Raw genomic sequence first — 23,431 nt, 5'->3', positions numbered from 1 at the left:
CGACATGGACCTCAATCTCAGTGACGAGCAACGGCTGCTGCGCGAAAGCGCGGAGCGTTTCGTGGCCGAGAGCTACGACGCCGATCATCGCCGCAAGATGGCGAAGCATCCGTCCGGCTTCAGCCCTGCGGTGTGGAAGCAGTTCGCCGAGCTCGGCTGGCTGGCGCTGCCGATTCCGGAGGAGTTTGGCGGGCTCGGCGGCGGGGCGGTCGAGATCGGCATCGTGATGGACGCCTTTGGCCGCGGGCTGGTGTCGGAGCCGTATATCGCGACGGTCGTGCTCGGTGCGGCGCTCATCGACACATGCGGCAGCACCGCGCAAAAGCAGTCGCGGTTACCGAAGGTCGCGGATGGATCGCTGAAGCTCGCCTTTGCCCATTCCGAGCGCGCGGCGCGGTTCGATCTCGCCAAGGTCGCGACCGTCGCCCACAAGACGGCGCAAGGCTGGCGCCTTGCCGGCAACAAGATCGCGGTGCTCGACGGCCACGCCGCCGACGAGATCATCGTCTCCGCGCATATCCACGATCACCAAGGACCGTCGGGCCGCATCGGCCTGTTCCTGGTGCCGGCGAAGACGCCCAGCGTTGTCATCACCGACTACGAGCGTCTCGGCGGCGGACGGGCCTGCAACATCGAGCTGTCCGGCGTCGAGCTGCCGGAGGATGCCCTGCTCGGCGACGGCAGCGACGCCCTGCCCGCAATCGAATGGGCCGTCGATCGCGCCATGGCTGCGCTTGGCGCGGAAGCCGTCGGCATCATGCAGACGCTGCTCGACACCACGCTGGAATACACCAAGATCCGAAAGCAGTTCGGCCGGCCGCTCTCGGCCAACCAGGTGATCCGCCACCGCCTCGCCGACATGGCGATGCAGGTCGACGAGGCGCGCTCGATGGCGCTGCGCGCCGCGCTGAAGGCAGATAGCCCGCCGGTCGAGCGCGCGCGGGCTGCCTCCGGCGCGAAAGCGAAGATCGGCAAATGCGCGCGCTTCGTCGGCGAGCAGTCGATCCAGCTTCATGGCGGCATGGGCGTCACCGAGGAGCTCGAGGTCGGCGCCTATTTCAAGCGGCTGGTCGCCTTCGACACGCTGTTCGGCGGCAGCGCGCATCATTTTAGCCGCCACGCCCAGCTCGGCCGCACCACCGTGCCAGCCTGAAAGAGCACACCATGGATCTATCCTTCAATGCCGAAGAGCGTGCCTTCCAGGACGAGGTGCGCGACTTCATCGCAAAAAACCTCACCGATGAGATGAAGCGCGCAACTGCGCTGACGCCGTCGGTGTTCTCCGACCCCGATATCGGCATGGCCTGGCAGCGCGCGCTCAACCGGCAGGGCTGGGGCGCACCGGGCTGGCCGGTCGGATATGGCGGTCCGGTCTGGACGCCGGCGCAGCGCTGGATTTTCGAAACCGAAAGCGCACGGGCCGGCGTGCCGAACGTCAACGTGATGGGCGTGAAGATGGTCGGTCCCGTCATCATCGGCTTCGGCTCGCCCGAGCAGAAGAACTTTTATCTGCCGCGCATCCTCTCCGGCGAAGACTATTGGTGCCAGGGCTATTCCGAGCCGGGCTCCGGCTCGGACCTGTCCTCATTGAAGACACGCGCAGTGCGCGACGGCGACGACTACATCATCAACGGCACGAAAATCTGGACCACCCACGCGCATCACGCCAACCGCATGTTCGCGCTGGTGCGCACCAGCGACGGGCCGCGGCAGCAGGACGGCATCAGTTTTATTCTGATCGACATGAAGACGCCCGGGATCACGACGCGGCCGATCCTGACGATCGGCGGCGATCACGAAGTCAACCAGGTGTTCTTCGACGACGTGCGCGTGCCCGTCGCCAACCGCGTCGGCGACGAAGGCAAGGGCTGGACCTACGGCAAATACCTGCTCGAGTTCGAGCGCGGCTCCGGCATTGCCTCGGCGAAACTGCGCGAGGGGTTGAAGGCGATCGCGGAGCTGGCCGAGTCGGACCTGACCGGCCGCGCGATCGACAGCCCGGATATCGCCGCGCGCATCTCCGAGGTCGAAATCGACATCGACGCGCTGGAGATGACCGAGCTGCGCGTGCTCTCGGCGCTGCAGACTGGGCAGAATCCCGGCGCGGTGTCGTCGATCCTGAAGCTGCGCAACAGCGAGATCCGGCAGGCCGTGACGCGGCTGGGCGTCGACGTGATCGGTCACGACGCGCTTGCAGTCGAGCCGATGCGTCCGCTCTACAAGCTCAACCACGAGCCCGCGGTGCCTGAGGAGATGCTGACGGTGGTGCCGGAATATCTCAACGGCCGGGCCTACACGATCTTCGGCGGCACCTCGGAGATCCAGCGCGACATCATCGCGAAGATGATGCTGGGGATTTGAGGGCACGCCAGCGCCACTCACTCCGCCTTCGTCCCGGACAAGCGAAGCGCAGATCCGGGACGACAGTTGAGTTTGGCGCGACAGCCCGCGTAACAGCTGCGCTTAGCCCGCCACCTTCGCATCCCGGATCGCCTTCCAGATCTTCTGCGGCGTCAGCGGCGTATTCAGCTGGGTGATGCCGAGCTCGGCGAGCGCGTCCATCACGCCGTTGGTGACGCAGGGCGGGCCACCGATGGCGCCGGATTCGCCGCAGCCCTTGGCGCCGAGCGGATTGGTGCGGCAGGGCGCGGAATCGTCCAGCGTCACCACGATCGGCGGCACGTCGTCGGCGCGCGGGATGCAGTAATCCTGGTAGCTCGCGGTGAGAAGCTGGCCGTCGGCATCATAGGAGACGCCCTCATACAGCGCCTGGCCGATGCCCTGCGCGACGCCACCATGGATCTGGCCGGTGACCAGCATCGGGTTCACGGCAACGCCGACGTCGTCGACGGTGGTGTAGCGCACGACCTTGGACACACCGGTCTCGGGGTCGATCTCGACCTCGCAGATATGGGTGCCGTTCGGCCAGCTCGGACCGTCGACCTCACCTTCGGAATCGACGCTGAGCTTGGCGCCGCCTTCCTTCTCGGCGAGATCGAACAGGCTGATGCGGCGGTCGGTGCCGACGACAGTGAGCATGCCGCCCTGATATTCGATATCCTCGACCGAGGTCTCCAGCACGTTGGCCGCCTTCTCACGCGCCTTCTGGATCAGGTCGTTGGAGGAGACCGCCACGGCCGTGCCGCCGACGAATAGCGAGCGCGAGCCGACACTGCCAAAGCCCATCGCGAGATCCGTGTCGCCCTGGACGACGTCGATCTTGTCCATGGCAATGCCGAGCGTGTCGGAGATCATCTGGGTGTAGGTGGTCTGCAGCCCCTGCCCCATCGCCATGGTGCCGGAATGCAGCACGACGCGGCCCTGCGAGGTCGCGTGCAGGCTGACCTTCTCGGTGTGCGCGCGGCCGCCGGTCCATTCGATGTAGGACGTGAGCCCGCGGCCATAAAGCAGGCCCTTCTTCTTCGCCGCCTTCTTGCGCGCGGCAAAGCCGTCCCAGTCGGCCAGCTTCACGGCGCGATCGAGCATGTGCGCGAAGGCGCCGGAATCGTAAACCTGTCCCGCCGCATTGGTGTAGGGCAGCTGCGCCGGCTTGATGTAGTTCGCTTTACGGATCGCACGCGGATCCATGCCGATCTTTCGCGCGGCGGCGTCGAACAGGCGCTCGACGATGAACACCGCCTCGGGCCGGCCCGCGCCGCGATAGGCGCCGACCGGCGCCGTGTTGGTCATCACCGACTGCACCTCGAAATGCACCAGCGGCAGATCGTAGACGCCGGTCTGCACGAACGGCCCGAGCACCAGCGGAATGATGTTCGCCGCGCCCGAGGAGTAAGCGCCGGTGCAGCCGATCGACTTGACGCGATAGGCCAGCACCTTGCCCTTCTCGTCAAGCGCGAAGGACGCGGTCGAGGTGAGATCGCGGCCGTGGGTGCCGCCGACGAACTCGTCGGTGCGGTCACCGCGCCAGCGGATTTTTTTGTTCAACTTGGTCGCGGCATAAGCGACGATCCCGTCTTCCGGATAGAGGTTGGTCTTCTGGCCAAAGCCGCCGCCGATGTCGCCGACCAGCACGCGGACGCTGTCCTTCGGACGCTTGAGCACGGCTTCGGCCAGCACGTCGCGGGTCGAGGCCGGGGTCTGCGACTGCACGTGCAGGAGGAGACGGCCGGTCTTGTCGATCTCGGCAATGGTCGAGCGCGGCTCCATCGCGGAGGGCACCAGACGCTGGCTGACGATGTCGAGCTCGACCGTATGCGCAGCCTTGGCAAACGCCTCATCCGCCTTGGCGGCATCGCCATAGCTCATCGCACCGACGATGTTGTCGGGCGCCTCCGGCCACACCACGGGCGCGCCGGGTTTTACGGCCTCGACGGGATCGACCACCGCGGGCTGCACGTCATATTCGACCGCAATCGCTTCGGCCGCGCTCTGTGCGTCCGCGCGGGAGGAAGCAACCACTGCCGCGACCGCCTCGCCGGCATAGCGCACGATCTCATGGGCGAGCAGGCGGCGCGGCGGCACCGTCATCGGCTTGCCGTCGGGGCGCTTGAAGATGCTCAAGGTCGGAATGGTGCCGACATCGTCCTTGACAAGATCCGCGCCGGTGTAGATCGCGGTGACGCCCGGCATCGATGCGGCGGCGCTGGTGTCGATCGCGACGATCTTCGCGTGGGCGTGCGGCGAGCGCAGCACATGCAACCACAGCGCGCCCTCCTCCGGCTTGTCGTCGATGAACTGACCCTTCCCGGTGAGCAGTCGCTGGTCTTCCAAACGCTTGACGGGCTGGCCCGCTCCGAAACGCAAATTGCCGGGAAGAATATTCATTCCGTGGGGTCCTCAGGGTCTTTTCGAAACTGCGGGCAGCCTTTTAGCGGATCGATCGGAGGCATGCCAGCCGCGGTTTTGGGCGGGATATGTACGGATTCGTCATGCCCATTTGGGGACCGTCATTCCGGGGCGGTCCGAAGGACCGAGCCCGGAAGCTCGAGATTCCGGGTTCGATGCTGCGCATCGCCTCGGAATGACGATCAGGCCAGCTCCCTCAGCGCCGCCTCAACCACCTTGCGAGCCTCGGCCGACAGCGCGGCCTGCGGCGGGACGGGATCGCCGACGTCGTAGCCCTGGATCGCCAGCCCCGCCTTGATGCAGGCGGCGAGGTTGAAGCGGGCGAAGGCCTCGTTGATCCGCCACAGCCTGCGCTGCAGCGCCATGGCCTCGTCCCAGCGGCCGGCCTTGCAGAGGTCGTAGAGTGCGACGCTCTGGCGCGGGATGATGCAGGCCGGTCCCGCCATCCAGCCGAGCCCGCCGATCAGCATCACCGCGGCGGGGATATGGGCGGAGGCCGAGAACACGCGCAAGGCATCGCCGCAGCGGTTCATGATCGAGAGCAGCCGGCCGGTGTTGGTCGAGGCGTCCTTGATGTAGGCGATGCGCGGATGTTCAGCGAGGCGCGCGATGATGTCGAGCGTGAGATCGGAGCGCTGGAATTGCGGATTGGTGTAGATGACGACGGGAATGTCCACGGCATCCGCGATGCTGCGGAAGTAGGATTCGACTTGGGCATCGGCGAGTGGAAAGTACGCTTCCAGGATCGCCAGGATGCCGTTGGCACCACACTTCTGATAGGCCTTCGCTTGAGCCACCGCGTCCGCCGTCGAGGTGGAGGCAACGCCGGCCACAACCGGCACGCGGCCCTTCGCGGCTTCGATCGTCGTCTGCACGACCGCGGTGCGCTGGGCGGCATTGAGATAGGCGAATTCGCCGGTCGAGCCAAGCGGCGTCAGTCCGTGCACGCCGGCGCCGATCAGGTCGTCGCAGAGCTTTGCGAGCACGTTCGTCCGCACCGTGCCGTCGGCATCAACGGGGGAGACGAGGTAGGGAAAGACGCCGTGGAATTCGGGCATGTCGGGGGCTCCGGAAGCTGGCACCCCGGAGGTATTAGCAATGCCCGCCCCGGCGATCAAACCTTGAGCAAACGTACCCGCGTGCCCCAGGGATCGATCGCCTCCACGCCGTCGGCAAGCGCCGTGACCTTCACACCGCTCTTGCGCAGGCGCTCTTCCTGGGCGGCGAGCAGCTCCTGCTTCGCCATCACCAGCGAGAACCAGGCGAGACCGGTCGTGGAATCGTCGCGCTGGCCGGCGCCCTGGCTCTGCCAGACGTTCATGCCGAGGTGATGATGGTAGCGGCCCGACGACAGGAACGCGGCGCCGCCACGGCGGCGGGTCGGATCGAGGCCGACCGTGCGGTGATAGAATCGTTCGGCCTCGGCGAGATCGCCGACACGCAGATGCATGTGGCCGACGCGCAGACCGTCCGGCGCCTGGGCGTAGTCTGCGACGCGCGTGTTGGTCAGCGACAAGAGGTCAGGGATGTTGAGCTCGTCGCTCGCCATCTTCACGCTGCCCTCGCTCCACTGCCATTGCGAGGGATCGCGGTCGGCATAGACCTCGATACCGTTGCCTTCGGGGTCGTCGAGATAGACGGATTCGCTGACGAGATGATCGGCGAAGCCCGACAGCGGCACGCGGTGCGAGGCGGCGTGCACCAGCCAGCGCGCGAGATCTTTGCGCGACGGCATCAGGAAGGCGGTGTGGTAGAGGCCCGCGGCGTTGCGCGGCTCGATCGCGGCCTCGGGACGGGCTTCCAGCACGAGCAGCATGATGCCGGCCGTGCCGAGCGTCGCGGCACCTGCGGAACGCTCCATCACGGTGAGCCCGATCACGTCGCGGTAGTAGTCCGCGACCTTGTCGAGATTCTTGACCCGGAGCGTCACCATGCCCACCCGCATCGGCGTGCGGCTGGCATAGGTCGGCCCACCACCTTGCGGCATGCCCTCGGCCCGAGCAGCGGCGGCGGCCGCCATCGCGAGCGAGGTCGCACCGGCGAGTTGAAGCAGGGTGCGGCGGGTGAGGTCGACGGTCATCGGTCGGGGCTCGCTGGAAACGCTTGGGGACGTGCGGTGCAATTCCTGGATTGCTACACGTTCCCGTGAGCGCGTCCCAATCACATGTTCGTCGGCCGCTGTCCTGCGGAGGCCGATCCGCCCTGTCAGTCCTGGCCACCCGGCCAGTTTCGCAATCGCCCGCGACATCCCAGATTGAGGACAATTTACAGGAGCCTTCCATGACCGATCTCACTCCTCTGTCGTCCCTTTCATCCGCGCTCGCGGATGTCGTGACGCGTAGCGCGCCGTCCGTCGTCGCCGTGCATTCGCACCGCTCCCGCGCCACCGGCTTCGTCTGGAAACCCGGCTTGATCGTCACCGCGGACGAAGCGCTGGCCGATGAGGGTGATATCCAGATCAGCCTCCCCGACGGCAGCACCGCGGCCGCCACGATCGCCGGCCGCGACCATACGACGGACATCGCGCTGTTGCGCACCGATGCCAGTCTTGCGCCGGTCAAGCTGGCCGCGACCGTTCCGCCCCTCGGCACGCTGTCGGTCGTCGTCGCCGCCGATCGCGACGCGCCGAGCGCGGCGCTCGGCATGGTATCACTGTCCGGCAAGAGCTGGCGCTCCTTGCGCGGCGGCGACATCGATGCGCGTATCGAGCTCGACGTGCGCCTGCGCTTCGCGCAGCAAGGCGGGCTCGCACTCGATGCATCAGGCGACGCCTTCGGTATGGCCGTGCTCGGACCGCGGCGGGTCCTGGTGATCCCGACGGCGACAATCGAGCGGGTCGCGGCACAGCTCGAGGCGCGCGGTCGCATCGCCCGCGGATATCTCGGCCTCGGGCTCCAGCCGGTGCGGCTCGACGATGGCATCGGCGCGATGGTGATGAATGTCGACAAGGCCGGTCCTTCGGCTGCGGCCGGCATCCGCCAGGGCGACGTCATCGTGGCGGTCAACGACCAGAAGCTCTCCGGCGTGCGCGCGCTGTCGCGGACGCTGGGACCTGCGAGCGTCGGCACGGTGGTCGATGTCGCGGTGCGCCGTGGCGGCGAGCCCGTCAGCTTCAAGGTCACGATCAGCGAGAGGCCGGAGGCGTGAGCGAGGACAAATCGCCCGAGATCGTGCTCGCCCTGGAGATCGACGATCCCGCCCTCGCCGATCGCTTGGCGGTCTTGCTCGGCAGCATCGCCGGGCTTCGGCTCGCCGCACCCGGCGAAGCCGCCACGGCGACGGTCACGGCCCGCGATCCGCGCAGCATGCCGGAAGACATCGCACTGACGCAGCGCGAGCTCGACGTCCTGGCGCTGATGGCGGAAGGCGCGTCCAACAAGCTGATCGCGCGCCAGCTCGGCATTTCCGTGCACACGGTCAAATTCCACGTCGGCTCGCTGCTCGACAAGCTGGATGCCACCGGCCGCACCGACGCGGTCGCGCATGCGGCACGCCGCGGCGTGATCGAGCTATGACGCCGTCAGCTTCTATCGCGCTGATGTCGCCGGGAAGCTGAGCCGGACCGTGAGGCCGGGCGCATTGTCGTGCAGCGCAATCTCGGCGCCATGGAGGCCGGCAACCGCCGCGACCAGGCTCAGGCCCAGACCGTTGCCCGGCGTGTAACGGCTCTGTTCGAGTCGGTAGAAGCGCTTGAACACCTGATCGCACTCCCCGGTGGGAATGCCCGGACCATCGTCGGCGATCGCGATCACCGCGCCGCCACCGGCGCTGCGACAGGTGACGGTGACCTGCCCGCCCGCGCGACCGTGCTTGATCGCGTTGTCAACCAGATTGGCGATGGCGTCGAACAGCAGGTCGCGGTCCCCTGTAATCGCCACCTCGCGATCGCCACCAAGGCTGAGGCGGGTCGCGACCTGCTCGGCCGCGGCGTCGTAGAGCTCGACGACCTCGCCGGCAATTTCAGCGAGGTCGAGCGTGCGAAACGCACTCCGGCGGGCGCGGGTCTCGATCTCCGAGATCCGCGTGATGGAAGCGAACATTCCGAGCACCGAATCGAGATCGGCGATGGTGTCGCCGATCAGCACGGCGTCGGCCTCACCGTTGCGCGGGGTGTGATAGGCTTTTTCCAGCCGGCCGCGCATGCGTGTCAGCGGCGTGCGCAAATCGTGGGCGACGCTGTCGCTGGCCTGCTTGACCTCGCCCATCAGCGTCTCGATGCGGTCGAGCATCTGATTGAGGTTTTCGGCGACGCGGTCCCACTCGTCGTGACTGCCGCGCAAGGGAATGCGCCGGTCGAGCCCCGACAGCATGATGGCGCGGCTGGTCGCATTGATCTCCTCGATCCGTCCGACCGTGCGCCGCGTCACCAGCACGGCGGCGAGCCCGGCCAGCACGGCCAGCAGCACGGCGACGGCGACCATCGCGAGCTCGATCATCGCGGTGAAGCCGCTGTGATCGCCGGCGTCGCCGACCCGGCCCTGCACATAGGCGATCGTGCCGAAATAGACATAGGCCATGATCGCCGCGACGATCAGCCCGAACGCCGCGATCGCGATCAGTGCCAAACGGAAGGTGGAGGAGCGGAGCGTCTTAGCCAGGAGCACGGAGGCAATATCCGATGCCGCGGATGGTATGGATCAGCGGATAGGCCTGGGCATCGTCGACCTTGCGGCGGACGCGCCCGACATAGACGTCGATGATGTTGGTGGAGGGATCGAAATGCAGGTCCCAAACATGCTGGAGCAGCATCGCCCGGGAGACGACGCGGCCCTCGTTGCGGACGAGATATTCGAGCAGCTGAAACTCGCGCGGCAGCAGCGGAATTTTCCGGCCGCGCCGGCTGGCGTTGCGCGCGATCAGGTCGATTGCGAGATCGCCGACCCGCAAAATCGTTTCCTTGGCGACGGTCTCGCTGCGCCGGCCCAGCGCCTCGAGGCGCGCCAGCAGCTCGACGAACGAGAACGGCTTGACGAGATAGTCATCGCCGCCGGCGCGCAAACCGCGCACGCGGTCGTCGACCTCGCCGAGCGCGGAGATGATCAGGAAGGGCGCGGCGATGCCGTCGTCGCGCAACTGGCGCATCACGGCGATGCCGTCGATGTCGGGCAGCATGCGGTCGATGGTGATCACGGCATAGTCGCGGGCGACGCCGTGACTCAGGGCTTCACGACCCGTCGCGGCAAGATCGACGTCGTAGCCCGAGGTGGTCAGTTCCTCGACGAGCTGGCCTGCGGTTTCCGGATCGTCCTCGACGACCAGAATGCGACGGTGACCTCCGGTCATGCAAAACTCCGCGCGACGATCGCCACCAGACTATCCCGTTCCGGGGCTGAGCGGAACCGCCCGGTGGCGATCGCGACAATGGTGCGGTACCGCGATGCGACTACCAATAGTCTCCGCACACATTGACCCATTGCCACCCATAGGCTGTCCAGCTCCTTTGCCAGCAGCCATCGTCGTAATAGTTGCCATAGTTGGCATAGAAGAACGGCGCGCCGACGAAAGCGAACCGGTTGAAGCGGTGACGGTGGAAGAAGGCATGGCGACCAATGAACGGCCTGCCGTGCCAGCCCGGGCCAGCAAACCGCGGGCCGAAAGCGGCGCGGGTCGCCAATGGTGCACCGACAAAGCGCGGCCCCATGGCCGCACGGGCGGCCATAGGCGAACCGGCGAAGCGTGCTCCACCGAAGCCCGGGCCGCCAGCAAAGCGCGCGCCGCCCATGCCGCCGAAGCCACCCGCGCGCATGCCGCCGAAGCCGCCCGCATGCATTCCGCCGCCGCCGAAATGCCCGCCGCCGCCAAAGCCACCGTGGCCGCCACCACCAAAGCCGCCACCGCCATGCCCTCCGCCACCGCCGCCGCCACGGGCAAGCACAGGTGAAGCGAGCGCCATCATTGCGGCGAGCGTCACCGCAGTCACGCCTTTGAGAAGCCTGTTGTCCATCGAAGCATCCTCCGTGCTGCGCGGCGGTCTTTCTGCCGCGCGAGGTGGATCAGATGAGAGGAAGGGACAGGCACCTTCAACTTACAAACGCGCCAGATTCTGACGCGGGTGTTAGGGACGAACGCTCTTTCGCTCCCTGGCCCCGTTCTGACGGGGCCGCGACGAGCTTCGCTCGCGCTGAGAGCGTGGGGTGAGAGGCTGCGTCCCGCGAATGCGATCTAAAAAGTGATCGCGACGCTTGTCCCGTGCACCATCAGCTTACCAGCCGGAGGGACCTTTGATCCGGTCAGCCGCATGCCTTGCCTCTCACCCGGATCGCTAGCGCGATCCGGCCTCTCCCCGCAAAGAGCGGGGAGAGGTTCAAATATCACGCCCGCTTGCCGCCGTTCTTCTCGGCCGCGCGGCGCATGGCTTCGGCGAGGGCACCGCCGCCGGAGGATTCCTGGTTGCGCGGGGCCGACGACGTCATGCGCGCGGGGTTTCGCGAGCTGTTGTCCCGCTGCATGCCGGGTGCATCCTTCTTGGCGCCGACCTCGTCGTCGAGGCGCAATGTCAGCGAGATGCGCTTGCGGGCGACCTCGAAGTCCAGCACCTTCACCTTGACGATGTCGCCGGGCTTCACCACCTCGCGCGGATCCTTGATGTAGTTCCTGGACATCGCCGAGATGTGAACCAGGCCGTCCTGGTGCACGCCGATATCGACGAAGGCGCCGAAGGCGGCAACGTTGGTCACGGTGCCCTCGAGGATCATGCCCTTCTGGAGATGCTTGATCTCCTCGACGCCTTCCTTGAACACCGCGGCCTTGAACGCCGGACGCGGGTCGCGGCCGGGCTTCTCGAGCTCGCGCAGGATGTCGGTGACGGTCGGCAGACCGAAGGTCTCGTCGACGAAATCCTTGGGCTTCAGCGTACGCACGATCTCGCTGCTGCCGATCAGCGCCTTGATGTCGCTCTTGGTGGCGCTGAGAATCCGGCGCACCACGGGATAGGCTTCCGGATGCACGCCGGAGGCGTCGAGCGGGTCCTCGCCGCCGAGGATGCGCAGGAAGCCCGCACACTGCTCGAACGCCTTCGGGCCGAGGCGCGGCACGTCCTTGAGCGCCTTGCGCGACTTGAACGGGCCGTTGGCGTCGCGGTGTGCCACGATGCTCGAGGCGAGGCCGGAGCCGACGCCCGACACGCGGGCCAGCAGCGGTGCCGAGGCGGTGTTGACGTCGACGCCGACCGCGTTCACGCAGTCCTCGACCACGGCATCGAGCGATTTGGCGAGCTTGGCCTGGCCGAGGTCGTGCTGGTACTGGCCGACGCCGATCGCCTTGGGCTCGATCTTGACGAGCTCGGCGAGCGGGTCCTGAAGACGGCGGGCGATCGAGACTGCGCCGCGCAGGGTGACGTCGAGATCAGGCAATTCTTCGGAGGCGAAAGCCGAGGCCGAATAGACCGACGCGCCGGCTTCCGACACCACGATCTTGGTCATCTTCAGCTCGGCCAGGCCCTTGACGAGATCGCCTGCGAGCTTGTCGGTTTCGCGCGAAGCGGTGCCGTTGCCGATCGCGATCAGCTCGACACGATGCTTCAGCGCAAGCTTGCCGAGGATCGCGAGCGCCTCGTTCCACTGCCGCTGCGGCTCGTGCGGATAGATCACGGCGGTATCGACCACCTTGCCGGTCGCGTCAGTGACGGCGACCTTGACGCCGGTGCGGTAACCGGGATCGAGGCCCATGGTGACGCGGGTGCCGGCGGGTGCCGCGAGCAGCAGGTCGCGCAAATTGGAAGCGAACACGCGCACGGCCTCGGTCTCGGCCGCGTTCCACAGCCGCATGCGCAGGTCGATGTTGAGATGCACCTGGATCTTGGTCCGCCAGGCCCAGCGCACGGTGTCGATCAGCCAGCGGTCGCCGGCGCGCTTGAGGTCGGCGATGCCGAACCGCTTCATGATCTTCAATTCATAAGCGCTCGGCACTCCCGGCGGCGGCGCTTCGGCTTCGGCCTGGATCTGGAGATCGAGTATCTCTTCCTTCTCGCCGCGGAACATCGCGAGGATGCGGTGCGACGGGAGCTTCGTCAGCGGCTCGGAGAACTCGAAATAGTCGGCGAACTTCTCGCCCTCGGTCTTCTTGCCGTCGCGCACCTTGGAGGCCATGCGCGCATTGGTCCACATCTCCTCGCGCAAAGCACCGATCAGGTCGGCGTCCTCGTCGAAGCGCTCGACCAGGATGGCGCGGGCGCCATCGAGCGCGGCAGCGGCATCCGCCACGCCCTTCTCGGCGTTGATGAAGGCTTCGGCCACGACCTTCGGATCGTTGCCGGACTCAGCCATCAGCTGATTGGCGAGCGGCTCGAGCCCGGCTTCCTTGGCGATCTCGGCCTTGGTACGGCGCTTCGGCTTGAACGGCAAATAGATGTCTTCGAGGCGCGCCTTGCTGTCGGCGGCGAGAATGGAGGCTTCGAGCGCGGCATCGAGCTTGCCCTGCTCGCGGACCGATTCGAGGATGGCCTTGCGGCGGTCTTCGAGCTCGCGCAAATAGCCCAGGCGCTCCTCCAGGGTGCGCAATTGCGCGTCGTCGAGCGCACCAGTCGCTTCCTTGCGGTAGCGGGCGATGAAGGGAACCGTGGCGCCGCCGTCGAGCAACGTCACCGTCGCCTCGACCTGCTCCGCCCGTACCCCAAGCTCCTGCGCAATTTTCTGGTTGATATTTGCCACGCGAGAATCCCTCTATCCAAGCACGCGACGCGGGGGCGAACCACCGGCAGCGGGACGCCGCTTATGGACCAACCGAGGTTGATTCATCAAGGTGCGGCGCGCAACCGTCGACAGAGGATTTTTTTGTCAAACCGATGCGATCTCGCCACATTCGTGGGGATGCCGGCGGCTTCTCTCTTGCGTCGCGGGAAACCAAAAATGGCCGATCCGCTATCCTGATGTGCCCGCATGGGACGCATCGCGTTCCATGCGGGCCTCTAAGGACGAACGGCCCGGATGCAGCCGGGCCGTCGCCCTTCGAGGCTCGCGTCGCTCGCACCTCAGGGTGACGGTGAGAGGACATCGCGTGCACCTTGACATGCGCCTCCGTTCCACGGCTGGTTGACCCGCCGGACCACCGAACTCCACACGAGGACTGCAATGCGGACAGCATCGGTCGGCGTCTTCAAGGTCGCCACCACCGGCCCCGGCGACGTCTCCGGCCTCATGGCCATGATCGGCTCCGGCGCGATCGACCCGGCAACGATTTTGGCCATCCTCGGCAAGACCGAAGGCAATGGCGGCGTCAACGATTTTACGCGGGAGTATGCCGTTGCTGCGTTGTGCACGGCGCTGGCGCCAGAACTCGGCCTTTCGCCAGAGGCAGTCGAGCAGCGGATCGCCTTCGTGATGTCGGGTGGCACCGAAGGCGTGCTCAGCCCGCATATCACGGTGTTCACGCGGCGCGAGGCTGAGCGCCCGGCAGGCATGTCCGGCAAGCGCTTGAGCATCGGCATGGCGCACACCCGGGACTTCCTCCCGGAAGAGATCGGCCGCTCGGCACAGATCATGGAAACGGCCCGGGCGGTCAGTGCCGCGATGGCGGATGCCGGCATCATCGATCCCGCCGACGTCCATTTCGTGCAGATCAAATGCCCGCTGCTCACCAGCGACCGCGTCGAAGCAGCAAACGCGCGCGGCAGCAAGACGGCCACGACCAGCGCCTACAGCTCGATGGCCTATTCGCGCGGCGCCTCCGCGCTTGGGGTCGCGGTCGCGCTCGGCGAGATCGATTCCGACGTTCACGACGACGACGTGCTGCGGCGCTACGATCTGTTCTCGTCGGTTGCGTCCACCTCGTCAGGGATCGAGCTGATGCACAACGTCATCATCGTGCTCGGCAACTCGGCGTCTTCAGCGAGCGACTTCGAGATCGGCCACGCCGTGATGAACGATGCCATCGATGCCCCGGCGGTGGTGTCGGCGTTGAACAGCGTCGGGCTTGGTGTTGGCCTCGGCGTCGCGCCGCGAGCCACCGAGGGCCGCGAGCTCGTCAACATCTTCGCCAAGGCCGAGGCCTCGCCTGATGGCAGCGTGCGCGGCTTCCGCCACACCATGCTGGAAGACACCGACATCAGCTCGACGCGCCACGCCCGCGCGGCCGTCGGCGGCCTGATCGCCGGCCTCGCCGGCACCGGCGCGGTCTATGTCTCCGGCGGTGCCGAGCATCAGGGACCGGCCGGCGGCGGCCCGGTTGCGGCGATCGCGCGGCTGTCTTAATGACGCGGCGACCTCTCCGCCCGGCGCAACCCTGCCCTTCGCGCCGGCTCAGTTGATTCACGCGGGCCCTTGCGAAGAAGGTGGCGCCGCTATCAAGGGGATTTCGACTTCATGACTTTGCCGATGAGCTGGAATGAATGGGCGCAGCACGATGGCGTTGGCCTCGCGGCGCGCGTCCGCAAGGGCGAACTGACGGCGAAGGAACTGGCGCGCCAGGCCGCCGCGGGCGTGGCCAAGGTCAATCCGGCACTGTCCGGCGTGGTCGAGCTGTTCGAGGACGTGATCGCCGATCCGGCCAAGGACGGCGCCAATCTCGCCGGCCCGTTCGCCGGCCTGCCCTTCCTGATGAAGGACCTCGGACCGACCATGAAGGGCCGGCTGCAGGAGATGGGCTCGCTGCTGATGCGCGGCAATCGCGCCGCGGCCGATACGTTCCTCACCGGCAAATTCCGCCAGGCAGGCCTCAACCTGATCGGACGCACGACGACGCCGGAATTCGGCGTGTGCAGCTCGGCCGACAATCCCGCCGTCTACGTGACGCGCAATCCCTGGAACACCGACTACACCACCTGCGGTTCGTCCGCCGGGAGCGCGGCGATGGTCGCGGCCGGCGTCGTGCCGATCGCACATGCGACCGACGGCGGCGGCTCGATCCGCATTCCCGCCGGCGTCAACGGCAATATCGGTTTGAAAGTGTCGCGCGGCGTGTTCTCGCTCGCGCCGCACATGTCCGACCTTACCGGTCTCGTCTCGATCCAGGGCTGCCAATCGCGCTCGGTGCGCGACACCGCCGCCTTCGTCGATCATGCCCGCGGGCCTGCGCCCGGCGAGTTCATGCCGTTCTGGACCACGGCGCAGCCCTATTCCGAGATGATCAAGCGCGACCCGTCAAAGCTCCGCATCGCGCTGTCGCACACCTGGGGCGACTACACCGCAACGCCGGAGATCGCCGCTGAGCTGGAGAAGACCGGCCGCTTCCTCGAAGGCCTTGGCCATCACGTCGAATACGCGCTGCCCGAGCTCGACTTCCGCGCCGCGTTCGCGGCGCAGACCACCTGCTACATCAGCAATTTTGCCGTGGTGATCTCCAACATGCTTGCCGCGCGCGGACTGGAAAAGCCACCCGAAGATCTGATCGAGCCCATGAACATCAGGATCTGGGAAGCCGGTCGGCACACGAGCTTCGCCGAGCGGGCGAAGATGCAAGGCGTGTTCAACACGACCTCGCGCGGCTTCGGCGCGTTCTTCGAGCAGTGGGACGTCATCCTGACGCCGATCACCGCGTTGCCGACGCCGAAGGTGGGCACCAGGGAATATCTCACCATCTCCGACAATCCCGACGTGCTCGACTGGTTCGGCAATCTCTGGCGCTTCTTCGCCTTCACGCCGCTCGCCAATCTCTGCGGCATGCCGGCGATCTCGATGCCGATGGCAGAGCAAGACCACGGCCTGCCGCTCGGCATCCAGGCCATCGCCAAGCAGGCCAATGACGGCCTGCTGCTGCAGCTGGCCGCCCAGATCGAGCGCGCACTCGACGGCAAGTGGAACGGCGGCAAGAAGCCGAAGGTGCATGTGGGCTGAGAGAGAGCGACCTACGGCTCGCCCTTGCCAACGCCGCGCGCGATCGCTTTGTCAGCACGCCCGCGCGAAACGCCATGCTCCGCGAGCAGACGTGCCGCCGGGCTTCGCGTTTCGGCAAACAAGGCAACAAGCGCGTTGGCGCCGGTCACCGCCGCGTAACCCACCTCCTGGGCGAGGAACGCGGCGCGCTGATCGACGCGCTTGAACGCCGCCGTGGGCTCGGCGCTGGCTGCCTCGATCACCGTGTGCTTGAGCTCGTTGTCGAGATATTGCACGAGACCCTGGCTCAACCCGCCAAGATCGGCATCGCAGGCGCGCATCACCGCGGAGGCTTCCGCATCATCGATCAGGGCGAGCAGCAGATGCTCGAGCGTGGCGTATTGATGGCGACGCCGATCGGCATGATCGAGCGCCTGCCGTTTCGTCGCCGCGTAATTTGCCGACACCGGGCGCTGCGACGCATTGAGCAGCGCCTCGATCCGTTCGAGCCGCTTCATGGGATCGAGCGTCGCCAACAGCTCGTATTTGTCCCTGATGGATAACTTCATCCGCGTCGCAACGGTATCGGCGATCTGTCCGGGATCACGGGTTTGATCGAAGAACAGCCAGAGGTCCGGCACGAGGATTCCGTGGGCCGCCGCGTAGTCCTGGAAGCGCTGATAGATCCTTCGGATCAGATCCCTCGCATCGCGGGTCGCTCCCTCGCTGACGTCGGAGACCTCGGCCTGATACGCGGCTGATTCAGCGGCAAAGCTACGCAGCGCGACACGCCGGAGTCCGCGCGTCAGCACCCTGAACGTGCCATCTTCGAGCGGCACGAGTTCGAGCAGCTGGGCCAATATGCCGATCTCGTAGACATCGGAAAACCGGGGATCATCAACGGCTGCCTCGCGCTGGATCGCCAGCACGACCTCCTGTCCGCCGTCGAACGCCTGGTTCAGGGCCCGAACGGTGCTCTCGCGGCCCACAAACAGCGGGTAGGTCGCATTCGGAAATGGAACGAGATCGCGCAGCGGAACGGCCGGATAGAGCGCCGTTGTCGTCTTGAGCCGTGCAGCCGGCGCGACGGTGTCGCGACGATCTGCCTGAAGCATGGCCGACAACGTGTTCCAGTCGGCAGCGCCGAGCATCTTCGACACCAGCTCCAGGCTCTCGCTGTGGCTGATGGTAACGGCCTTATGGGTCAGGGATTCGCGCAGGGCCTGCGCCATAGCCTTGGCATCGCGAAAATCGCGCATCGGTTCGTCCTCTGCATGAGCGATCCAGGTGTGTCAGGTGGTTGCGTTGCTGACCCGGTCGCTCGGGCAAAGGGGGCCGATCAAGGGCTCGATACGTTCACCATTCCACGGAGGGGTGCAACCGGCAGGTCGTATCAACCTGCGCGAAAAGTGACGCAAAGACAGTTTGCTGTCAATTGCGATCTCAGTTCTTCACGGTCGGGATCACCTCCGCCGGCTGCTGCTGGCCCTGCCTGTACATCGCCAGCGCCTTGTCGAGCGCTTCGCGCAGCGCCAGCGCTGCGGCCACGCTGCAACGCAAGTGCGCGGTCTGGACCACGTCGACCCTGACGGCGGCACCAACCGGCATCAGCAAGTTCGCGGCGAGCTCGATCTGGATCGCGCCGTTGTGGTGTCCGAAGCAGGATGCGCCGTCGAAATAGATGATCGGTGCCCGTTCCGAGCTGGAGCTCGAAATGGTCGCGGGCCCCTGATTGGCGGCGGGTGTTTCGGGGTCGGCCATGGGCACTCCTTGGGGCTAGTCGGCGGACGAAGCGCCCACCATCGTTGCTTCGGCACGCCGTGTCGAGGCCAAACCGGCCCAGGCAGACCTGCCTGCAGACCTGCCTGATGAGCCCCTTTCGGGGTTTTGCGCAGCGACCGACACTGGTCTAGAACGTCGTCATGTCCACTTCACCCACCACGCTGCCGTTCGAGGAACTCGCCGAGGCGATCAAGGGCCGCCGTTCCGACTACGGCCATATCAGCGGGCTCCAGCTCGACCGCTTCGCCCCCGCCGAGGCCTGGTCCAGCCTGCCCTATCGTCCGGTCTTCGTCGGCGACAGCGAGACCGGCGTGCTGCATGGCGGCGTCGTCACCGCGATGCTGGACGAGAGCTGCGGCATGGCCGTGCAACTTGCGCTCGACGGCACGCGCGCGATCGCAACCCTGGATCTGCGCATCGATTATCAGAAGCCGGCAACGCCGGGCCTCGACATCAAGGCGCATTCGGTCTGCTACCGCACCACGCGTTCGATCGCCTTCGTGCGCTCCACCGCCTATCAGGAGTCTGAGGACGATCCGGTCGCAACCGCGACCGCCTGCTTCATGATCGGCGCTAACCGCACCAACATGCTCGCGGACCGCAGGATGGACTCGCGCAGCATCCCGACGCTGGAGGCGCCCGACGATCCGGATGGCCCGTTCGCCAACAGCCCGTTCGCGCGCTGCCTCGGCATTCGCGTCAATGACGACGGCACGCTGACGATGCCGTTCTCACCGCAGATCATCGGCAACCCGATCCTGCCCGCGATCCATGGCGGCATGACCGGTGCCTTCCTCGAGACCTCCGCGATCCTCGGCGTGAGGCGCGAGCTCGGTATCGCTGCGCTGCCCAAGCCGATCGGGCTCACCGTCAACTATCTGCGTTCCGGACGTGCCCTCGATACCGTCGCCAATGTCTCGATCGTGAAACAGGGCCGGCGCATCGTCGCCTTCGAGGCGCGGGCCTGGCAGGGCGATGCGAACAAGCCGATCGCCACCGCTTTCGGCCATTTCATGCTGCGGCCAACGCCCGGAAGTGACGAGGAATAGGCGTATTTTCCCTTGACGACCGGAGTTCCGGCCACAACGATAGCGCGTTTCCTGCGAGAGGTATTGGGTTGCGGCATCCGCTCGACATCATCGCCATGTTCGCCGCGCTCTGGCTGCTGGCGTCGATGGTGCTCGACGCACTGACGCCGAAGGAGCTGACCGCCGTGATGATCGGCATCGCGATCGGGCCCGCCATCGTCATCACCGCCGTGTTCTATTATTTGCGCTGCCCGCGCACCGATTTCGCGGTGATGTTCGCAGCGCTCTGGCTGATCTCCGATATCGCCATTGCGTTCATCTCGCCGACGCAGCTGCCGCATTTCCTGATCGCGCTCGGCTTCGCGCCGGCCCTGCTGATCGGCATCGTGCTGTACTGGCAGCGCTTCCAGCACCGCCACGAGCGCCTGCCCGCCCCTTCGGCGAAGCGCGGCTAGCGCGGTAGCAGATTTGTTTTAGCGAGATCGAGCACCTCGTCTCCGCGCCCGTTCATCACCGCGCGCAGCACCCAGAGGCTGAAGCCCTTGATCTGCTCGGGCGTGATGGTCGGCGGCATCGACAGCTCCTGCTTCGCCGTGACGACATCGAGCAGCGCGGGTCCGTCATGGGCAAGCATCTCCTTCACGGCCCCCGGAAGCTCGCCGGGGTCCTCGACGCGTTTGGCGAAAATGCCCATCGCGCGCGCCATCGCCGCGAAATCGGGATTCTCGAGATCGACATTGGTGTCGACGAACCCGGCCGCCTTCATCTCCAGCGCAACGAAGCCGAGCACGCCGTTGTTGAAGACCACGACCTTCACCGGCAGCTTCATCTGGGTCAGCGTGATCAGGTCCCCCATCAGCATGGTGAAGCCACCGTCGCCCGACAGCGAGATGATCTGGCGGCCGGGCTGCGAGGCCTGCGCGCCGATCGCCTGCGGCATCGCGTTGGCCATCGAGCCGTGCACGAACGAGCCGATCAGCCGGCGGCGCCCGTTCATGTCGAGATAGCGCGCGGCCCACACCGTAGGCGTGCCGACATCGGCGGTGAAGACGGCGTCGTCGGAGGCATGGTCGCTGATGACTTTTGCCAGATATTGCGGATGGATCGGCTTGCTGCCCGGCGTCCCCTTCGCAAGCGAGTCGAGCCCTTCGCGCGCCTTCTTGTAGTGCGCGATGGCGTCGTCGAGATGCCTCCGCTGCGTCTTGGTCTTGAGCAGCGGCAGCAGTGCCTCGATGGTCAGCTTGACGTCGCCGACGAGGCCGAGATCGATCTTGCAGCGCCGTCCCAGATTTTCCGGGCGGATGTCGATCTGCGCGACCTGCGCATCAGTGGGGAAGAACTGCTTGTAAGGGAAATCGGTGCCGAGCATCACCAGCGCGTCGCAGGCGTGCATGGCGGCGTAGCCCGAGGAGAAGCCGATGAAGCCGGTCATGCCGACGTCGTAGGGGTTATCGTACTCGACGTGCTCCTTGCCGCCGAGCGCATGCACGATCGGGCTCTTCAGCGCTTCGGCCAGCTGCATCAGCGGCGCATGCGCGCCGGCGCAGCCGCGGCCGCAGAACAGGGTGATGCGCTCGGCGCCGTTCAGGAGGTCCGCGAGCGCCTTCAGCTCGTCGGCCTGCGGCACGACCTTCGGCGCCGACAGCGCAAGGCCGCGCGTCGTCGACAGCGCGCGCTTGGGCGGGCTGCGGAACGCGACGTCGCCGGGCATCGCGATCACGGCGACGCCGCGCAGGCCTACGGCAGCGCGGATCGCGTTCTCGATCACGTAAGGCAGCTGGCTCGGATCCGACACCAGCTCGCAATAATGGCTGCACTCCCTGAACAGGTTTTGCGGATGGGTCTCCTGGAAATAGCCACCGCCGATCTCGGCCGAAGGGATCTGTGCCGCGATCGCAAGCACGGGGACGCGACTGCGATGCGCATCGAACAGGCCGTTGATCAGATGCAGATTGCCTGGGCCGCAGGAGCCTGCACACACCGCGAGGCTTCCCGTCATCTCGGCTTCGCCAGCGGCGGCGAAGGCCGCGACCTCCTCGTGCCGAACATGGATCCATTCGATGGTGCCGCGGCGGCGCAGCGCCTCGGTGAGACCGTTCAGACTGTCGCCGACGATGCCGTAGATGCGCTTGACGCCGGCCTGCTCTAGCGTTGCCACGAACAGATCGGCCACGTTGTTGATCGCCATGTCGGTCTCCTGATCTCGCTGACGCGGCAGGATAGGATACAAATCCGCGATGCCGGGATCACGGCTTGTTTATTACCACGGAGTCTTTCGCAATCGCCCGATCGTAAGCCGCGATCGTCGCTTTCGCGCGGGCCGCGACATCGGCCGCATTCATGCCGGGCTTGTAGAGGCTGGAGCCGAGCCCGAACGCCGTCACGCCGCCCTGGATGTATTCGGCAAAATTCTGATCGGAGACGCCGCCGACGGCGGCGATCATCACGCCCGCCGGCAGCACGGCGCGGATCGCGGCAATGCCGGACGCGCCGAGCACGCTGGCCGGAAAGAATTTCAGGCCCGATGCGCCGGAGCGCGCGGCGAGCAGCGCCTCTGTCGGCGAGAACACGCCCGGCAACGTCACCATGGCGTACTGATGTGCACGCGTGAGCACCTGCGTATCCACATTCGGCGAGACCATCAACTTGCCGCCGACGTCGTTGAGACGATCGACATCTGCGGCGGTCAGCACCGTGCCGGCGCCGATCAGGACGCCGGACGGCGCGAGCTTCGCGGCAGTCGCGATCGAGCGGAACGGCTCCGGCGAATTCAGGGGGATCTCGATCGCGGTCATGCCGGCCTCGATCAGCACGCCGACGATCGCCTCGGTCTCCTCGGGCTTCACACCACGCAGGATCGCGACCAGCGGACGCTTCATCGGCGGAAAGGGAACGCTCATCTCAAGATTCCTCTCATGTCGTCCAGATCGCGGCAGCCGCCATCGACAGGCCGCGGCGAACGGCTTCATCGGCATCGATCGGCCGCACGGTGACCGACAGCGCATCGAAGGCGAACCGGTACAGCATCGCGAGCCGCCCCGAGGCGATCAGCGTGATGCCCGCTTTCGGCACCGTGCCGGAGAGCCCTGCCGCCAGCTCGACGCCGATCAACGTGCCCGACAGCGTCTCGCGCGCGGCGGCCGGCGTGCCGCCGAACAGGAGCTGCCGCGACCGCGCCGTGAACAGAAGGTTGGCCGCGAAGGCCGGCGCTTCATACGCGGCTTTCACGGCCGCCTTGAAGCTCGCGACATCCTCGGCATCATCGGCACCGGCGACCGCGAGCGACAAGATCGTCTCGCGCGAGACCACGCTGAAGAGCTCGCCGGTCATGAAGGTGGAGAAATGGGCGACCGTGCCGTCCTTCACGCGCACCCATTTCGAATGGGTGCCGGGCATGCAGACCAGCGCTTCGCCTGCGGCCTCGAGACCGAGTGCGCCGAGCAACTGCGTCTCCTCGCCGCGCATCACGTCCGGCGCCCTGGTATCGCGCTGCGCGATCCCGGGCAGGATGCGAATATCGCGCGTCTCGCCTGGCACAAGCGCGGCCTGCTTCAGCACGGCAGAGAGCGGCGCAGGCGTGTCGACATAGCCGGCCTCGACCCAGCCGGTCTTGGCGCCGGCCATGCCGCAGACAAGCACCGGCAGCTGGGCCGGGGCCTCGACTGCCTTGAGATGCGACTGCAGCACACCGGCAAAGCCGGCCTTGGCCGCGGCCAGCATGCCCTCATCGCTGCGACGTTCAGCCAGCACCTGGCCGGCACGGTCGATCAGCCAGAGGCGGAAGCTACTGGTGCCCCAGTCCACCGCGACATAGGCGGGTTCGGTCATCTCAACGGGTATCCTTGGTCTCATCGGCAAGACGCCGTCTCGCGACAATGAGACGGACGCCCGCAAATCCGCCCCGGGATATCGGCTATTGCCGCCTCAAACCAGCGATTTTTCGCGGGTCTGAGGCGCTCGCCGCGCTGACACACGGCTTGCGATGCGGTGGCACACCGCTTGCTAAAGCTGTCCTGTTCAAGTCCAGGAACGCGCAACAAGACGCGTCAACATCAGATGAGGAAACCC

At 66.4% G+C, this 23,431-nt stretch carries 20 protein-coding genes; 8 read left to right on the top strand and 12 right to left on the bottom strand.

Annotated features, from left to right (window positions below):
• The first annotated feature begins 4 nt into the window (after positions 1 to 4).
• The gene (locus BJ6T_RS10215; protein ID WP_014492265.1) at positions 5 to 1,153 is read left to right on the top strand and encodes an acyl-CoA dehydrogenase family protein; all 1,149 of its coding nucleotides are present in this window, start codon (positions 5 to 7) and stop codon (positions 1,151 to 1,153) included.
• Positions 1,154 to 1,164: 11 nt separating this feature from the next.
• Entirely contained in the window at positions 1,165 to 2,361 is a 1,197-nt protein-coding gene (locus BJ6T_RS10210) for an acyl-CoA dehydrogenase family protein (RefSeq protein ID WP_014492264.1), read from the top strand.
• Positions 2,362 to 2,463: 102 nt separating this feature from the next.
• On the opposite strand, the gene BJ6T_RS10205 is transcribed toward BJ6T_RS10210, so the two are convergent.
• The 3 genes from BJ6T_RS10205 to BJ6T_RS10195 form a co-directional block, all read right to left on the bottom strand.
• Positions 2,464 to 4,785 (bottom strand): xanthine dehydrogenase family protein molybdopterin-binding subunit, encoded by a 2,322-nt coding sequence (locus BJ6T_RS10205; RefSeq protein WP_014492263.1) that lies wholly within the window; start codon positions 4,783 to 4,785, stop codon positions 2,464 to 2,466.
• A 203-nt stretch (positions 4,786 to 4,988) separates the two neighbouring features.
• A complete protein-coding gene (locus tag BJ6T_RS10200; RefSeq protein WP_014492262.1) occupies positions 4,989 to 5,864 on the bottom strand; it encodes a dihydrodipicolinate synthase family protein in 876 nt (291 codons plus the stop codon).
• A gap of 56 nt (positions 5,865 to 5,920) precedes the next feature.
• A complete protein-coding gene (locus BJ6T_RS10195; RefSeq protein ID WP_014492261.1) occupies positions 5,921 to 6,886 on the bottom strand; it encodes a VOC family protein in 966 nt (321 codons plus the stop codon).
• 200 nt (positions 6,887 to 7,086) lie between these two features.
• Here BJ6T_RS10195 and BJ6T_RS10190 point away from each other — a divergent pair, with 200 nt between their 5' ends.
• Positions 7,087 to 7,953, top strand: a complete 867-nt coding sequence (locus BJ6T_RS10190; protein ID WP_014492260.1) for a S1C family serine protease — start codon at positions 7,087 to 7,089, stop codon at positions 7,951 to 7,953.
• Positions 7,950 to 8,321, top strand: a complete 372-nt coding sequence (locus BJ6T_RS10185) for a response regulator transcription factor (RefSeq protein ID WP_014492259.1) — start codon at positions 7,950 to 7,952, stop codon at positions 8,319 to 8,321. Before BJ6T_RS10190 ends, BJ6T_RS10185 begins: the two co-directional genes overlap by 4 nt.
• 12 nt (positions 8,322 to 8,333) lie before the next feature.
• Here the strand turns inward: BJ6T_RS10185 and BJ6T_RS10180 are convergent, their stop codons facing one another.
• The 4 genes from BJ6T_RS10180 to BJ6T_RS10165 all read right to left on the bottom strand — a co-directional run bounded on the left by BJ6T_RS10180 (position 8,334) and on the right by BJ6T_RS10165 (position 13,454).
• Positions 8,334 to 9,410 carry a sensor histidine kinase gene (locus BJ6T_RS10180; protein ID WP_014492258.1) on the bottom strand — a complete coding sequence of 359 codons (1,077 nt, stop codon included), beginning with the start codon at positions 9,408 to 9,410 and terminating at the stop codon, positions 8,334 to 8,336.
• Complete coding sequence (locus BJ6T_RS10175; protein WP_014492257.1) at positions 9,397 to 10,089, bottom strand: response regulator transcription factor; 693 nt, start codon at positions 10,087 to 10,089, stop codon at positions 9,397 to 9,399. Before BJ6T_RS10175 ends, BJ6T_RS10180 begins: the two co-directional genes overlap by 14 nt.
• A 100-nt stretch (positions 10,090 to 10,189) precedes the next feature.
• Positions 10,190 to 10,750, bottom strand: a complete 561-nt coding sequence (locus BJ6T_RS10170) for a hypothetical protein (RefSeq protein ID WP_014492256.1) — start codon at positions 10,748 to 10,750, stop codon at positions 10,190 to 10,192.
• Positions 10,751 to 11,117: 367 nt separating this feature from the next.
• Positions 11,118 to 13,454: a Tex family protein gene (locus tag BJ6T_RS10165; RefSeq protein WP_014492255.1), complete on the bottom strand. Its 2,337-nt coding sequence runs from the start codon at positions 13,452 to 13,454 to the stop codon at positions 11,118 to 11,120.
• A 420-nt stretch (positions 13,455 to 13,874) separates the two neighbouring features.
• Here BJ6T_RS10165 and atzD point away from each other — a divergent pair, with 420 nt between their 5' ends.
• Both atzD and BJ6T_RS10155 read left to right on the top strand, forming a co-directional pair.
• The gene (atzD, locus tag BJ6T_RS10160; protein ID WP_014492254.1) at positions 13,875 to 14,993 is read left to right on the top strand and encodes a cyanuric acid amidohydrolase; all 1,119 of its coding nucleotides are present in this window, start codon (positions 13,875 to 13,877) and stop codon (positions 14,991 to 14,993) included.
• A 111-nt stretch (positions 14,994 to 15,104) separates the two neighbouring features.
• Positions 15,105 to 16,574 carry an amidase gene (locus tag BJ6T_RS10155; protein ID WP_014492253.1) on the top strand — a complete coding sequence of 490 codons (1,470 nt, stop codon included), beginning with the start codon at positions 15,105 to 15,107 and terminating at the stop codon, positions 16,572 to 16,574.
• 11 nt (positions 16,575 to 16,585) lie between these two features.
• On the opposite strand, the gene BJ6T_RS10150 is transcribed toward BJ6T_RS10155, so the two are convergent.
• Positions 16,586 to 17,812: an LON peptidase substrate-binding domain-containing protein gene (locus tag BJ6T_RS10150; protein ID WP_014492252.1), complete on the bottom strand. Its 1,227-nt coding sequence runs from the start codon at positions 17,810 to 17,812 to the stop codon at positions 16,586 to 16,588.
• Between the two features lie 184 nt (positions 17,813 to 17,996).
• Positions 17,997 to 18,314: a hypothetical protein gene (locus BJ6T_RS47080; protein WP_014492251.1), complete on the bottom strand. Its 318-nt coding sequence runs from the start codon at positions 18,312 to 18,314 to the stop codon at positions 17,997 to 17,999.
• Positions 18,315 to 18,475: 161 nt separating this feature from the next.
• On the opposite strand from BJ6T_RS47080, the gene BJ6T_RS10140 reads away from it, so the two are divergent.
• Together BJ6T_RS10140 and BJ6T_RS10135 are read left to right on the top strand one after the other, a co-directional pair.
• On the top strand, positions 18,476 to 19,384 hold the full coding sequence (locus BJ6T_RS10140; RefSeq protein WP_014492250.1) for a PaaI family thioesterase: 909 nt from the start codon (positions 18,476 to 18,478) through the stop codon (positions 19,382 to 19,384).
• A 68-nt stretch (positions 19,385 to 19,452) separates the two neighbouring features.
• A complete protein-coding gene (locus BJ6T_RS10135) occupies positions 19,453 to 19,818 on the top strand; it encodes a hypothetical protein (protein ID WP_014492249.1) in 366 nt (121 codons plus the stop codon).
• On the opposite strand, the gene poxB is transcribed toward BJ6T_RS10135, so the two are convergent.
• From poxB to BJ6T_RS10120, 3 genes are read right to left on the bottom strand one after another with little or no spacing between them, the layout of a single operon-like run.
• Complete coding sequence (gene poxB, locus BJ6T_RS10130; RefSeq protein ID WP_014492248.1) at positions 19,815 to 21,551, bottom strand: ubiquinone-dependent pyruvate dehydrogenase; 1,737 nt, start codon at positions 21,549 to 21,551, stop codon at positions 19,815 to 19,817. The genes BJ6T_RS10135 and poxB overlap by 4 nt on opposite strands.
• A 58-nt stretch (positions 21,552 to 21,609) precedes the next feature.
• A complete protein-coding gene (locus BJ6T_RS10125) occupies positions 21,610 to 22,263 on the bottom strand; it encodes a 2-dehydro-3-deoxy-6-phosphogalactonate aldolase (RefSeq protein ID WP_014492247.1) in 654 nt (217 codons plus the stop codon).
• A 13-nt stretch (positions 22,264 to 22,276) separates the two neighbouring features.
• On the bottom strand, positions 22,277 to 23,191 hold the full coding sequence (locus BJ6T_RS10120) for a 2-dehydro-3-deoxygalactonokinase (RefSeq protein WP_014492246.1): 915 nt from the start codon (positions 23,189 to 23,191) through the stop codon (positions 22,277 to 22,279).
• Positions 23,192 to 23,431: the final 240 nt, after the last annotated feature.

Origin of the sequence: Bradyrhizobium japonicum USDA 6 (genome assembly GCF_000284375.1) — a bacterium.
In the GTDB taxonomy this organism is placed as follows: Bacteria; Pseudomonadota; Alphaproteobacteria; order Rhizobiales; family Xanthobacteraceae; genus Bradyrhizobium; species Bradyrhizobium japonicum.
The sequence above is the reverse complement of the archived record's forward strand: the minus strand, read 5'-3'. Positions and strand labels throughout refer to the sequence as shown.

Bases quoted from the DNA above. Each gene is read 5' to 3' on its own strand.
- BJ6T_RS47080 (WP_014492251.1), bottom strand. From the start codon at position 18,314: ATGGCCGACCCCGAAACACCCGCCGCCAATCAGGGGCCCGCGACCATT.
- BJ6T_RS10200 (WP_014492262.1), bottom strand. From the start codon at position 5,864: ATGCCCGAATTCCACGGCGTCTTTCCCTACCTCGTCTCCCCCGTTGAT.
- poxB (WP_014492248.1), bottom strand. From the start codon at position 21,551: ATGGCGATCAACAACGTGGCCGATCTGTTCGTGGCAACGCTAGAGCAG.
- BJ6T_RS10215 (WP_014492265.1), top strand. From the start codon at position 5: ATGGACCTCAATCTCAGTGACGAGCAACGGCTGCTGCGCGAAAGCGCG.
- BJ6T_RS10140 (WP_014492250.1), top strand. From the start codon at position 18,476: ATGTCCACTTCACCCACCACGCTGCCGTTCGAGGAACTCGCCGAGGCG.
- BJ6T_RS10120 (WP_014492246.1), bottom strand. From the start codon at position 23,191: ATGACCGAACCCGCCTATGTCGCGGTGGACTGGGGCACCAGTAGCTTC.
- BJ6T_RS10155 (WP_014492253.1), top strand. From the start codon at position 15,105: ATGACTTTGCCGATGAGCTGGAATGAATGGGCGCAGCACGATGGCGTT.
- BJ6T_RS10150 (WP_014492252.1), bottom strand. From the start codon at position 17,812: ATGCGCGATTTTCGCGATGCCAAGGCTATGGCGCAGGCCCTGCGCGAA.
- BJ6T_RS10205 (WP_014492263.1), bottom strand. From the start codon at position 4,785: ATGAATATTCTTCCCGGCAATTTGCGTTTCGGAGCGGGCCAGCCCGTC.
- BJ6T_RS10190 (WP_014492260.1), top strand. From the start codon at position 7,087: ATGACCGATCTCACTCCTCTGTCGTCCCTTTCATCCGCGCTCGCGGAT.
- BJ6T_RS10210 (WP_014492264.1), top strand. From the start codon at position 1,165: ATGGATCTATCCTTCAATGCCGAAGAGCGTGCCTTCCAGGACGAGGTG.
- BJ6T_RS10195 (WP_014492261.1), bottom strand. From the start codon at position 6,886: ATGACCGTCGACCTCACCCGCCGCACCCTGCTTCAACTCGCCGGTGCG.
- atzD (WP_014492254.1), top strand. From the start codon at position 13,875: ATGCGGACAGCATCGGTCGGCGTCTTCAAGGTCGCCACCACCGGCCCC.
- BJ6T_RS10125 (WP_014492247.1), bottom strand. From the start codon at position 22,263: ATGAGCGTTCCCTTTCCGCCGATGAAGCGTCCGCTGGTCGCGATCCTG.
- BJ6T_RS10175 (WP_014492257.1), bottom strand. From the start codon at position 10,089: ATGACCGGAGGTCACCGTCGCATTCTGGTCGTCGAGGACGATCCGGAA.
- BJ6T_RS10170 (WP_014492256.1), bottom strand. From the start codon at position 10,750: ATGGACAACAGGCTTCTCAAAGGCGTGACTGCGGTGACGCTCGCCGCA.